Here is a 12,474-nt window from a genome sequence, read left to right on the forward strand (position 1 = left end):
GAAAGGGGTGGTTCACCGGACCTCACGTCACGAGGAACGGATCCGGGCGCAGCGCCACCACCGATTCGCGCAGGATGTCGAATCGTCCGAGATCGTCGGCCCTGCCGATCCGGGCCCACAATTCGGCGTGGCTGTTCTTGTAGTCGATGCCGATGCGCCCCTGCGGCGCAGCGATCTCGCGGCCGAGCACCGCGGGCCGCAACAGGTCGGTGTCCATGGAATTGGTCTCGGCCACGGCCTGGCCGAAGAGATGCACCTGGAAATAGGCCGCCTCTGCGCACATGTTCGTCGACTCGCCTTCGCCGAAACGCTGCTTGAACAAGCTGACGAAACGCCGATTGGCGTCGTTCTCGACGCTTTCGAAATAGGTCGCGGCCGTGATGTGTCCGGCGCCGACATCGCTGCCCATCAGCCGGAGCTCGGCCTCGCAGGTGTTCAGGCTGCCGATCGGCATGGCCCGCGGGCTGAAGCCGGCATCGGTGTAGGCCTGGTAGAAATGCGAGATCGCCTGGCCGACGATGGTCGAGAAGATCACGTCGGGCTGCCTGTCGCGCAGATCGCGGATGATCGACCGGAACTCGTTCGGACCGGCGCCGAAGCCCAGATACTCTTCGCCGACGATGGCCCCGCCCTGGCCGCCCACCAGGTCGCGCACGATCCGGTTGGTCCGGCGGGGGTAGCAGTAATCGGTGCCGACAAGATAGAAGCGGTTGCCATAGGTCGCGGCGAGATAATTGACCAGCTCGATCGTGTTCTGGTTGGGCGAGGAACCGGTGTAGATGATGTTCGGCGAGAATTCGAACCCCTCGTAGCGTGTCGGATACCACAGAAGCGCATTCACCCGTTCCACCAAAGGGAGCACCGCCTTCCGGCTCGTCGAGGTGTAGCAGCCGAAGATGGTGGTGACGCGGTCCTCGATCAGCAGCTTGCGCGCGAAATGCGAGTAGAGCTCGTCGCGCGAGGTCGGATCATAGATGATCGGCACGATCTCCCGGCCGTTGATGCCGCCGGCGGCGTTGATCTCGGCGATGCCCAGCAGCGTGCCCTTGAGCTGGGTTTCCTCGATGGCGCCGGTGACGCCCGATTGCGAGAAGAGAACACCGACGCGCCAAGGCTCGCTCGTCGCGGCCGTGCTCAAGTGCCACCCGTGGCGGGATGAGATGCGAGCATCCGATCCTCCCTCTTGTTGCGTTCCCCGGTGGCCAGCTTGCCGGCCTGGCTGGCGCATTGTTGGCGCTCTGCCGATACTCGCCCTGTGAGGAAAGAGTTTTCATGAGCACAAGGCGGCCGGCATCATAGATCCGTCCCGGCCTGCATCACAAGCCGGCGCCCGTGCCGACGGACGCCGGTCGCCCGGCTTGCGCCCGACGAGCCGTCGCACGCCGTATGACGGAGCAGCACCCTCCGGCCCGAGCCCGGCCGCAGAATCCGGCCGATCCCGCCGCCGCCGAGTCAGGCCGCGTGGGGCGTGGGCTCGGCGCTGAGCAGCGCATGCAGCGTCGGCGCGTCGCGCGTGTGCCGCAGCGACTGCACCATCGCCGGATCGCGCAGCATGCGCGCCACGCGCGACAGCGCCCGCAGATGGTCGGCGCCCGCCGGCTCCGGCGCGAGCAGCAGGAAGATCAGGTCGACCGGCTGGCCGTCGATCGCCTCATAGTCGATCGGTCGCTCCAGCCGGGCGAACAGCCCGAACAGGCGGTTGATCTTGTTCAGCTTGCCGTGGGGAATGGCGATGCCGTTGCCGACGCCGGTCGACCCCAGACGCTCGCGCTGCAGCAGGATGTCGAAGATCTCACGCTCGCCGACGCCGGTCAGCACGGCGGCCCGTTCGGAGATTTCCTGGAGGGCCTGTTTCTTCGAGTTCACTCTCAACGCAGGAAGCACGGCGTCCGGCGCCAGAAGATCGCTCAGGGGCATAACGTCCTCACCGGATGGAAGCAGCCCGCCGCCGGAGCGGCGAGCGCCTGCGCAAACCTCGTCGATCAGGCACCCTCAACCGCAGGCGCGGGCAGATCGATCCAGCCGATATGGCCGTCGGGGCGGCGGTAAACCACGTTCACGCGCCCATGTCCAGCGTGACGAAACACCAGCACGGCCGCCCCGGTGAGATCGAGGTCGACCACCGCCTCGCTGACCGACAGGCGCTTCATGCGCGTGGTGTTCTCCGCGATGATCACGGGCGAGAACCCGCCCTCGCCCGTGTCGAGCTCGTCACCGGGCGTCTCGATCACATGTTCGGTCGCGTCCAGGCCGTTGCCCGGCTCCGCCCCGGCGACCGCGTGATGGTCGCGAATGCGCTGCTTGTGACGCTTGAGACGCTTGGCCAGACGCTCTGCCGCCATATCGACGCTGGCATGCGGATCATGCGCCATCGATTCCGACTGCAGGGTCAATCCGGTGGGCAGATGGATGAGGCAATCGGTCCGAAAGGCGCCGCCTTCCTTCTGCACGGTGACATGGCCGGCAAAGCCACCTTCGAAGAATCGAGCCAAGGCATCGCCGACCCGCGCGTGAACGTGGGTTCGCAAAGCCTCGCCGATGTCGAGATTCTTGCCGGAGACACGTAGCGTCATACTTCGCTCCGTTTCAGGCTCGGGTCACGCGACCCGCATGAACATTCGGCCAGATCGCCGAACGTTCATTAGGTAGGCCGCTCCGGTCACGGCGTCAATGTAAGCTTGGGGCGCCCCGCCGGGGCGCGGGTCAGTATCGCCGCGCGCGGTCGACCGGCGTCTCGAAACCGTGTCCCTGCTCATGCCGCTCGATCTGCCGGAGCACGAAGCGCCCGACCGCGTCCTCGTCCGAAATCGCCGCATTGTGAGGCGTCACCGTCACCCGCGGATGCGCCCACAGCCGGCTGTCCTGCGGCAGCGGCTCGGTCTCGAACACGTCCAGCGTCGCCGCACCGAGCGTGCCGTCGTCGAGCGCCGCGAGGATGTCGGCCTCGACCTGCAGGCCGCCCCGTCCGGCATTCATCAGGATCGGCGCGCCGAACACTCCGTCGCGGGCGAGCCTGGAGAACAGGCGGCGGTCGAGGATGCCGTGGGTCTGCGGCGTCAGCGGCATCAGCGCCACGAGCAGGTCGGTGCGGGCGAGGAAGGCGTCGAGCTCGTCGCCGGCGAAGGTGGCGATGCCCTCGATTCGCTTGCGCGACCGGCTCCAGCCGGCAACATCGAAGCCGATCACGGCAAGCTTCCTCACCGCGTCCTCGCCGAGCACGCCGAGCCCCATGACGCCGACGCGCAGTTCCTGCGCCGCCGGCGCCGGACGGGCGTCGTTCCAGATGCGATCGCGCTGGAACGAATCATAGAGCCGCTGCCGGCGCAGATGCATCAGCGCATGCAGCACCACCCATTCGCTCATGCGGCTGGTGAGATCGGCGTCGACCACCCGCGCGATCGGCACGTCCGGCAGGTCGGGGTCGGCGAAGACATGGTCCACCCCCGCCCCGAGCGACACGATGGCCTTCAGGTTCGGCAGCCCGGCCAGCACGCCCTCCGGCTGCTTCCACACGGCGGCATAGGTGATCTCGCTGGGATCGCCCATGTCGGGCCAGGCGCGAATGTCGCGGTCGGGCGCCAGACGACGCAGGCGCTCCAGCCAGGGGGCGACCTCCCATTGGGTGATGCACAGAAGGATGGCCATGGCGACTCGCAGCAAGGGTTGGAAGACGGCGGGACGGGCGGCTGCCGCCGGCCGCATGTCCGGGCATCCCGCCGATCCGGGGGCCGCGGACCCGACCGTAAGGGGGCCACGCCCCTGCTTAGCGTCCCGGCAGGCCCCCCGCAACCGCCGGCCATGACCCGCCCGGCGACACGGGACGTTACAAAATCACGCGGCGGCATTAAGGGGTTGCTCGTCCTGAAAGGCAGCGAGACTCGGCGGCCGCGACGATCCGTGACATGACGTTGCGGCATGGCGATCTCGGCAGGCTCGCCGTCACCGAGTGGCAATCAGACATCGCATGCACCTCGACTTTCTCACCCTCTACATCGTCATCCTGCTGAACTCCCTCACTCTCTCCATCGTCTGGGGAGCGATCTGCTGCGCCTATGCCAATTTCGGCGCCGCACGCCACTGGTTGGCCGCCTGCCTGCTGACCACGCTCGGCGGGGCGCTGCTGGCGCTCGAGGCACTTCCCCATGGCCTCGTGTTCACCACGACCGGCATCGCCCTGGTGGCGCTCGGCTTCGGCATGATGTGGGGCGGCGTCCGCGTCTTCCACGGCCGCCCCCCGCCGTGGCGGACCATCCTCGCTCTCTTCGCCGTCTCGCTCCTGGTCTGCGCCCTGGTGGCGACGAGCGACCGGGATCTGCGCAACATCGTCTATGCCGCGGTCCAGGGCGTCCCGATCATCCTGGCCGCCTGGAGCCTTCTCACCCTCGGGCGGCGCCATGTCGGCACCCTGGTCGCCGCCGGCGGTACCGCCATCGCCCTGCTCGGGCACGGCACCGAGATGGCACTGAACGCCCTGCGGTTGACGGGCGACCTCTCGACCGAGGCCTATTACGGCGTCGCCGCCTGCCTGCTGCTGGCTGTCATCTTCGGCTGCACGGTCTGGAACCTCGGCTTCGTGCTGATGGCGGTCGACCGGCTACGCTCGGAACTGGCCGAGCTGGCGGTCACCGACGAATTGACCGGGCTGCCAAATCGCCGGCAGTTCCTCGACGCGGCCGCCCGCCTCGAGGTCGGCGCCCGGCGCAGCGGCGCGAGCTTCTCGGTGCTGTTGGTCGACGTCGACCGGTTCAAGGCAATCAACGACACCCATGGCCATGCCGCGGGCGACGCCTGCCTCAAGGCGTTCGCCGTCATCGCCTCGCAGCGCATCCGGGCCGGCGACATGCTGGCGCGGATCGGCGGCGACGAGTTCTGCATCCTGCTGCCGGACGCCACGGCGCGGCAAGCGGCCGATCTCGCCCGCGACCTGGTCGGGCGCATCGCGGCGGCCGGGTGCCAGTGGCGGCGCCATGCCATCCCGATCACGGTCAGCGTCGGCATCGCCGAGTGGCGGCCGGCGGCCGCCGCGTCGGTCGCCGACATGCTGGAGCAGGCGGACGCCGCCCTCTACCGGGCCAAGACGCATGGGCGCAACGGCTACAGCCTGTACGAGGTGGCGCCCGCCGCCGGGCAGCCGCGGCGGTCGAGGGGGTAGCGGCCGCCGCTACTGGGCGACCACGCCTTCCCTCGCCGTCTCGATGGAGAAGGCCGCGGCGATCAGCGCCCGGGTGTAGTCGGTCTTCGGGCGCTCGAAGATCTCGGCCGCCGGCCCCTGCTCCACCACCTTGCCCTGGCGCATCACCACCACCTGGTTGGCCAGCGCCCGCACCACCTTGAGATCGTGGCTGATGAAGAGATAGGCGAGGTTTCGTGCCGCCTGCAAGCCGCGCAGGAGGTCGACGATCTGCGCCTGCACCGACATGTCGAGCGCCGAGGTCGGCTCGTCCAGCATGACGAACCTCGGTTCCAGCGCCATGGCACGGGCGATGGCGATGCGCTGGCGCTGGCCGCCGGAGAACTCGTGGGGGTAGCGGTCCATCGCCGCCGGGTCGATGCCGACGTCGCGCAGCGCCTGCGCCACTCGCGCCCGCCGCTCGGCCGTGCCGAGCGACCGGTTCTGCACCAGGAGCCCCTCCTCGACGATGCCGGCCACCGACATGCGCGGCGACAGCGATCCGTAGGGGTCCTGGAACACCACCTGCATCTCCCGCCGCAGCGGCCGCATGGCGGCGGTGTCGAAGGTCTCGATGTTGCGGCCGAGATAGACGATCGGTCCCTGGCTGGCGATCAGGCGCAGGATGGCGAGGCCGAGCGTGGTCTTGCCCGAGCCGCTCTCGCCCACCACGCCCAGGGTCTCGCCGGCCCGCACCGAGACGTCGATGCCGTCGACCGCCTTGACGTGGCCGGTGACCCGCCGGAGCAGGCCGGTCTTGATCGGGAACCAGACCTTGAGCCCGTCGGTCCGGACGATCTCCGGCGCATCCGCGGCCACCGGGCGCGGCTCGCCCTTGGGCTCGGCGGCGAGCAGGCGGCGCGTATAGTCGTGCTGCGGCTCGGCGAAGACCGCCGCGGTCGCCCCGGTCTCGACCACCCGGCCCTTGAGCATGACGCAGACCCGGTCGGAAATCTTGCGCACGATGCCGAGGTCATGGGTGATGAACAGCATGGCCATGCCGAGACGGCCCTGGATCTCCTTGAGCAGCGCCAGGATCTGCGCCTGCACCGTGACGTCGAGGGCCGTGGTCGGCTCGTCGGCGATCAGGAGGTCGGGCTCGTTGGCCAGGGCCATGGCGATCATCACGCGCTGGCGCTGGCCGCCGGACAATTGGTGCGGGAAAGCGCCGAGGCGGCTCTCGGCGTCGCGGATGCCGACCTGCGCCAGCAGGTCCAGCGTGCGCCGGCGCGCGGCGCCGCCGCTGAGCCCGGCATGGACCGTCAGGATCTCGCCCACCTGCCGCTCGATCGTGTGCAGCGGGTTGAGCGAGGTCATCGGCTCCTGGAACACCATGGTGATGTCGGCGCCGCGCACCTTGCGCATCGCATCCTCGCCGGCCCCGAGCAGGTTCTTGCCCTTGAACAGGATCGTCCCGGAGGGATGGGAGGCAGCGGGATAATTCAGCAACTGGACGATCGACAGCGCCGTCACCGACTTGCCCGAGCCGGACTCGCCGACGATGGCCAGGGTCTCGCCCTTGTCGAGATCGAAGGAGACATGGTCGACCGCCGTCACGGTCTCGCCGTCCTGGTGGAAGGCCACGGACAGGTCCCTGACGGAAAGAAGCGGAGAGGCACTCATCGGGCGATCATCTCGGACTTGCAGCCTCGGCGCAGGTCGCGGCCTCGGAATCACTGCTCGCGCACCACTCCTACCAGCTATCAGCGCTGTGGCGAAAAGGCGACCGCTACTCCATCCCGGCCGCTCGCCCGCGGGCTCGCCGCGCCAGCCATTCCGAGGCGACCAGGGCCGCCAGCGCCAACGCCGCCGCGACCAGGGTAAGGCGCAGGGCGCCGGCATCGCCGTCCGGTGTCTGGGTATAGGTGTAGATCGCCGCTGGAATGGTCTGTGTCTCGCCGGGAATGTTGGAGACGAAGGTGATGGTGGCGCCGAACTCGCCCAGCGCCTTGGCGAAGGCCAGCACCAGGCCGGCGATGATGCCAGGCAGCGCCAATGGCAGCGTCACCGTCAGGAACACCAGCAGCGGATTGGCGCCCAGCGTGCCGGCCGCGCTCTCCAGCCGCGGGTCGATCGCCTCGATGGCGAGGCGGATGGCGCGCACCAGCAGGGGGAAGCCCATGACCGCGCAGGCCAGCGCCGCCCCGGTCCAGCGGAAGGCGAAGACGATACCGAGATTGTCGGCCAGAAAAGCGCCGATCACCCCCTTCCGGCCGAACAGCAGCAGCAGCACATAGCCGGTCACCACCGGCGGCAGCACCAGCGGCAGATGGACGAAGCCGTCGAACAGCGTCTTGCCGGGGAAGCGGGCGCGGGCCAGCAGCCAGGCCGCGGCGATGCCGAACGGCAGCGAAGCCAGCGTCGCCACCGAGGAAACCTTGAGGCTCAGCTGGACGGCGGTCCATTCTTCGGGCGTCAGGGCGAGCATCGAACATCCGGAAGCCGGCCGGAACGGCCGCCATATACCGCTGAATAGGGCGGTAGGCCCGGCCTTTCAACGCCTGTTTCGGCCGAGGCGAGGCTTGCGCATGCCTGCGCCGGACCTGCTATGATCCCGTCATGACCGAACCGGCCCTTTCCGTCCGCATCAAGATCGGCCTCGGCGGCGACGCTCGGCTCGGCCCCGGCAAGATGGACCTCCTGCAGGCGATCGCCGACACCGGCTCGATCTCCGCGGCCGGGCGCTCGCTCGGCATGTCCTATCGGCGGGCCTGGCTGCTGATCGACGCGCTCAACCAGACCTTCGAGGAGCCGTCGGTGCGGGCGGCCGCGGGCGGCGCCCATGGCGGCGGCGCGGTGCTGACCCCGTTCGGCGCTGACCTGCTGGCGGCCTACCGCTCCGTCGAGGCGGCGACGGCGGCGCAGGCACGGCAAGCCTTCGCGCCGTTCCGGCTGCGCACGCCGGATGCGGAGAAATCCGCCGAAAGCGCCTGAAGCGGCCTATTCCGCAGCCGGGTGCACCAGATGCGCCTTGGCCCGCTGCCGCTCGAGCGGCACCACGCTGCCGGACTTGCCCTTGCCGGCCTCGCGCGGCGCCATGTTCGAACGGACGAAGTCGGCGATGCGCGGGGCGATCTCGGAACGGAAGCGCGACCCGTTGAACACGCCGTAATGGCCGACGGACGCCTGGGTGTACTGCGCCTTCTTTTCCGCCGGGATGTTCGGGCAGAGCTTGTGCGCGGCATGGGTCTGGCCGTGACCGGTGATGTCGTCGTTCTCGCCTTCGATGGTGAACAGGGCGACGTTGCGGATTGCACCGGGATCGACCGGCTTGCCGCGATGGGTCATCTCGCCCTTGGCCAGGGCGTAGCGGATGAACACCGTGTCCACGGTCTGCAGGTAGAACTCGGCGGTGAGGTCCATCACCGACAGATATTCGTCATAGAACTCGCGATGCTTCTGGGCGCCGTCACCGTCGCCGCGCACCAGGTTGAAGTAGAGCTCCTTGTGCGCGTCGACGTGCCGGTCGAGATTCATGGTCATGAACCCCGTCAGCTGCAGGAAGCCGGGATAGACCTCGCGCATGAAGCCGGGATGCGGGAAGGGTACCTTGGCGATGACGTTCCGGCGGAACCACTCCAGCCCCTTCTCGACCGCCACCTCGTTGACCTTGGTCGGCGACAGGCGGGTATCGATCGGCCCGCCCATCAGGATCATGCTCTGCGGGATGTAGGGGTCGTTCTCCTGCTCCATGCGCGCGACCGCGGCCATCACCGGCACGGAGGGCTGGCATACGCCGACCACATGGGTATCGGGCCCGAGCGCATGCAGCATCGAGATGACGTAGTCGATATAGTCGTCGAGGTCGAAGCTGCCGTCGGAAAGCGGCACCATGCGCGCATCTTCCCAATCGGTGACGTAAACCTCGTGATTGGGCAGGAAGGCGGCGACCGTGCCGCGCAGCAGCGTCGCGTAATGCCCCGACATCGGCGCGACCAGCAGGATCTTCGGGTCGGGCCGGCGCTCGGCCGTGATCGCCCGGGAGAAATGCAGCAGCTTGCAGAAGGGACGCTGCCAGACCACCTCCTCGCGCACGGCCACCCGCTCGCCGCCGACCAGCGTGGTCTCGATGGCGAAGGCAGGCTTGCCATAGCGCCGCGTCACGCGCTCGAACACTTCGCAGGCCGCGGCGATCGACCGGCCCCAGGGGGTATGGGAGAACGGGTTGCCCGGGTTGAGAAAATAGGCCTTGGTCGCGTCCGACAGGGCGCGCGCCGGGCCGAGGGCCGCGTGCGTCGCCTCATAGAGGCTGTAAACCGGCATCGAAAACGCTCCGAGAGCGTTGCTGTTGTAGCCTGAACCGTTCATCGAACCGTCATACATGTCTGCACCGGCGATTGGGCCGCTGGACTCGGACACATCCCGGGACCCGCAGCATGGCCCCGAAAACGTTAACATCTTTGCAGCAAATGACTAGTCTGAGGAATGCGAGACTGAGATCCTGTTACAAAAGAGAAACAATTTTTCCCCGGACGCATCATTCGCCCATCTGCATGAGCATGCCGTGTCGCCGCGCACTGTCCAGCAGACGGACGAAAGCGAGCACCGCAACGACGAACAGCCCGGCATTGAGCGCGAAGGCGATGACCATCAGGTCCCAGCGCAGCACGTGATCGATCACCAGCGCGCGCATGCCTTCGAAGACATAGGTAGGCGGCAGCGCCCATGCAATCGGCTGGATCACGGCCGGCAGGGTCGAGACGGGATAGTAGACGCAGGCCAGGGGCATCAGCACGAACATCAGCGACCAGGCCAGCCCCTCCGCCCCCAGGCCGTTGCGCAGGACCAGGCCGGACACCAGGATGCCGACGGACCAGCTCGTCAGGATCAGGTTGATGAAGAACAGCACCAGCGCGAAGCCGAAACCATAGAGGTTGAAGCCGAAGAACAGGAACGCCATCAGCGTGACCGGCACGATGCCGACGGCCAGGCGCACGATGCTCATCACCATCAGCGCCGCGACGAACTCGATCGGCCTGAGCGGACTCATCATCAGGTTGCCGAGGTTGCGCGACCACATCTCCTCCAGGAAGGTGATGGAGAAGCCCATCTGGCCGCGGAACAGGATGTCCCACAACAGCACGGCGCCGATGAAGGTGCCGGCCACCAGCGCCGGCGCCGAGGCGTTCCTGGCGACATAGGTCTGCAGGAAGCCCCAGACCAGCAACTGCACCGCCGGCCAGTAGATCAGCTCGACCAGCCGCGGCCAGGAGGAGCGCAGGAGATAGAGATAGCGCAGCACCATGGCCGCGACCCGGCGGACGGAGAAGGCCGCGAGCCCGGCTCTCATGACCGCGCTCCTTCGCCGCGGCCGCGCGCCACGTCCAGGAACACCTCCTCCAGGTCGTCGCGGCCGTAGCGGGCCAGCAGGCCCGGGGGCGTGTCGTCGTCGACGATCCGCCCGCCTTTCAGCATGATCACCCGGTCGCACAGCCGCTCGACCTCGCCCATATTGTGCGAAGCGAGCAGGATGGTGGCGCCGCGCCGCCGGCGATAGGCCTCGATATGGCTGCGCACCCAGTCGGCGGTGTCCGGGTCGAGCGAGGCCGTCGGCTCGTCGAGCAGCAGCACGTCCGGCTCGTTGATCAGCGCCTTGGCCAGGGCGACGCGGGTCTTCTGGCCGGCGGAGAGCTTGCCCGCCGGCCGGTCGAGGAAATCGGCCAGGGCCAGGGCGTCGGCCTGGGCAGCGATGCGCCCGGCGAGGTCGGCGACGCCGTAGAGCATGCCGAACACCGTGAGGTTCTGGCGCACCGTCAGGCGGTGCGGCATGTCGACATAGGGGCTTTCGAAGTTCATGCGGTGCAGCACCCGATAGCGCTCGCGCGCCATGTCGGCGCCGAGGACACGGGCCTGGCCGGAGGTCGGAGCGATCAGTCCCATCAGCAGGCCGATGGTCGTCGACTTGCCGGCGCCGTTGCCGCCGAGCAGCGCGGTGATCGAGCCCGGACGGATGCCGAACGTCACGCCGTCCACGGCGACCTGGCTGCGATAGAGCTTGCGCAAGGCGTCGGCGGCAATGGCGGGCGACGCTTCGGGGGACAGGGACAAGGGATCTGGCAAGGGCTGCCGCTCGTTGCAGGAAGGCCGGATGCGGCCCCATGGACTCCGCCCCTCCCGGTCGGGGCGCGGGAGGGAGCTCGCGCCCAAGAATGCCCATCCTGCCGCCGAAGGTCGAGTACCCCCGTGCGGCCGCGACGAGCACGATGACGGCGCCGACCACGGCGATCCCCGAGACAACGGCTTTCGAAGCCGCGGGGGCGATAAATGGAATATACGCTGTTCCTGGACATCATTTCCTGGCCATCATTGTACCGGACGTTTCCCCGGCCCGGACTCCGCGCGAATCCGTCGCAAAGCTGTGCGGCGAATCGCCTAGCGCCTTGCCCGTCGCCCGAAACCGGAAGTCAGCCATGTCACGCATTCCCGTCGGCCTGTCCCTGCGCGAAGGCCAGCCCGATCTCTCGGCCCTGGCCCAGGACCTCGACGAGGTCGCCGATCTCGGCCTCGACCATGTCGAGCTGCCGGCCTATGCCTTTGACCTCGTCGTCGGCGGCAAGCTGCTCGAAGACCGCGTCCGCGAGCTGGAGGCGGCCTGCCGCGACCGCTCGCACGGCTTTACCGTGCACGGCCCGCTCGGCACCAACTTCATGGCCGCTCCCGGGCATCTGCCCCGCTTCCTGTCGGTGACCCAGGCCTTCGCCGAGATCGCCGCCCGCATCGGCGCACCGCATCTGGTGGTGCACGCGGGCATGCTGCTCGCCGACGAAGTCCTGCAGGCCGAGGACGCCTATGCCCGCCAGCGCGACTGGCTGCGCCGGGCCGGCGACTATGCGGCGACCCAGGGCGTGACCTTGTGCGTCGAAAACCTGTTCGTCTTCCCGCCCTATGCGGCAACGCCGAGCGTGGCGCGGCTCGCGCGAGAGATCGCCGCCATCGGCCATCCGGCGGTGCGGGCGACCTTCGACTTCAGCCACGGCGCCATCCACGCCGCCCAGGGCGGCTACGACTTCCTCGCCGAGGCGGTGGATCTGGCGCCGCACGCCCGACACCTGCACCTGCACGATTCCTTCGGCACGCCCGACCTGCCCTGGACCTACACCGCCTCCGAAGCGGCCGCCTTCGGCGCCGGCGACCTGCACCTGCCCGTCGGCTGGGGATCGCTGCCATGGGACGCCATCGCCGAGCGCTGCCGCTTCCCGGAAGGCGTCATCGCCATCCACGAGCTCAACGCCCGCTACTGGCGCGACCGCCGCGAGACGGTCGCCGCCTCGCGCGCCCTGGCCGAGCGGCTGCGCACGGCCTGA

General features: G+C 68.5%; 12 protein-coding genes. 3 read left to right on the forward strand and 9 right to left on the reverse strand.

Features of this window, described 5'->3' with window-relative positions; all coding sequences use genetic code 11:
• Window positions 1–22 precede the first annotated feature (22 nt).
• The 4 genes from AC27L4_RS08770 to AC27L4_RS08785 form a co-directional block, all read right to left on the reverse strand.
• Window positions 23–1,138 carry a transporter substrate-binding domain-containing protein gene (locus tag AC27L4_RS08770; RefSeq protein ID WP_487141699.1) on the reverse strand — a complete coding sequence of 372 codons (1,116 nt, stop codon included), beginning with the start codon at window positions 1,136–1,138 and terminating at the stop codon, window positions 23–25.
• Between the two features lie 314 nt (window positions 1,139–1,452).
• A complete protein-coding gene (ptsN, locus tag AC27L4_RS08775; RefSeq protein WP_487141700.1) occupies window positions 1,453–1,917 on the reverse strand; it encodes a PTS IIA-like nitrogen regulatory protein PtsN in 465 nt (154 codons plus the stop codon).
• Window positions 1,918–1,982: 65 nt separating this feature from the next.
• On the reverse strand, window positions 1,983–2,573 hold the full coding sequence (hpf, locus tag AC27L4_RS08780) for a ribosome hibernation-promoting factor, HPF/YfiA family (protein ID WP_487141701.1): 591 nt from the start codon (window positions 2,571–2,573) through the stop codon (window positions 1,983–1,985).
• Window positions 2,574–2,703: 130 nt separating this feature from the next.
• Complete coding sequence (locus tag AC27L4_RS08785; protein ID WP_487141702.1) at window positions 2,704–3,645, reverse strand: 2-hydroxyacid dehydrogenase; 942 nt, start codon at window positions 3,643–3,645, stop codon at window positions 2,704–2,706.
• Window positions 3,646–3,964: 319 nt separating this feature from the next.
• Between AC27L4_RS08785 and AC27L4_RS08790 the strand changes: the two genes are divergently transcribed.
• Complete coding sequence (locus AC27L4_RS08790; RefSeq protein ID WP_487141703.1) at window positions 3,965–5,152, forward strand: GGDEF domain-containing protein; 1,188 nt, start codon at window positions 3,965–3,967, stop codon at window positions 5,150–5,152.
• Window positions 5,153–5,161: 9 nt separating this feature from the next.
• On the opposite strand, the gene AC27L4_RS08795 is transcribed toward AC27L4_RS08790, so the two are convergent.
• Window positions 5,162–6,793 carry an ABC transporter ATP-binding protein gene (locus tag AC27L4_RS08795; protein WP_487141704.1) on the reverse strand — a complete coding sequence of 544 codons (1,632 nt, stop codon included), beginning with the start codon at window positions 6,791–6,793 and terminating at the stop codon, window positions 5,162–5,164.
• 106 nt (window positions 6,794–6,899) lie between these two features.
• Complete coding sequence (modB, locus tag AC27L4_RS08800; RefSeq protein ID WP_487141705.1) at window positions 6,900–7,598, reverse strand: molybdate ABC transporter permease subunit; 699 nt, start codon at window positions 7,596–7,598, stop codon at window positions 6,900–6,902.
• Between the two features lie 131 nt (window positions 7,599–7,729).
• Between modB and AC27L4_RS08805 the strand changes: the two genes are divergently transcribed.
• Entirely contained in the window at window positions 7,730–8,104 is a 375-nt protein-coding gene (locus AC27L4_RS08805) for a winged helix-turn-helix domain-containing protein (protein ID WP_487141706.1), read from the forward strand.
• Window positions 8,105–8,110: 6 nt separating this feature from the next.
• Here the strand turns inward: AC27L4_RS08805 and AC27L4_RS08810 are convergent, their stop codons facing one another.
• The 3 genes from AC27L4_RS08810 to AC27L4_RS08820 form a co-directional block, all read right to left on the reverse strand.
• Complete coding sequence (locus AC27L4_RS08810) at window positions 8,111–9,433, reverse strand: polyhydroxyalkanoate depolymerase (RefSeq protein WP_487141707.1); 1,323 nt, start codon at window positions 9,431–9,433, stop codon at window positions 8,111–8,113.
• 214 nt (window positions 9,434–9,647) lie between these two features.
• Window positions 9,648–10,460 carry an ABC transporter permease gene (locus tag AC27L4_RS08815; RefSeq protein WP_487141708.1) on the reverse strand — a complete coding sequence of 271 codons (813 nt, stop codon included), beginning with the start codon at window positions 10,458–10,460 and terminating at the stop codon, window positions 9,648–9,650.
• Window positions 10,457–11,230, reverse strand: a complete 774-nt coding sequence (locus AC27L4_RS08820) for an ABC transporter ATP-binding protein (protein ID WP_487141709.1) — start codon at window positions 11,228–11,230, stop codon at window positions 10,457–10,459. The genes AC27L4_RS08815 and AC27L4_RS08820 overlap by 4 nt, the downstream gene beginning before the upstream one ends.
• Before the next feature lie 350 nt (window positions 11,231–11,580).
• Between AC27L4_RS08820 and AC27L4_RS08825 the strand changes: the two genes are divergently transcribed.
• A complete protein-coding gene (locus AC27L4_RS08825) occupies window positions 11,581–12,474 on the forward strand; it encodes a sugar phosphate isomerase/epimerase family protein (RefSeq protein WP_487141710.1) in 894 nt (297 codons plus the stop codon).

Source organism: Labrys sp. Lb11 (assembly GCF_057554225.1).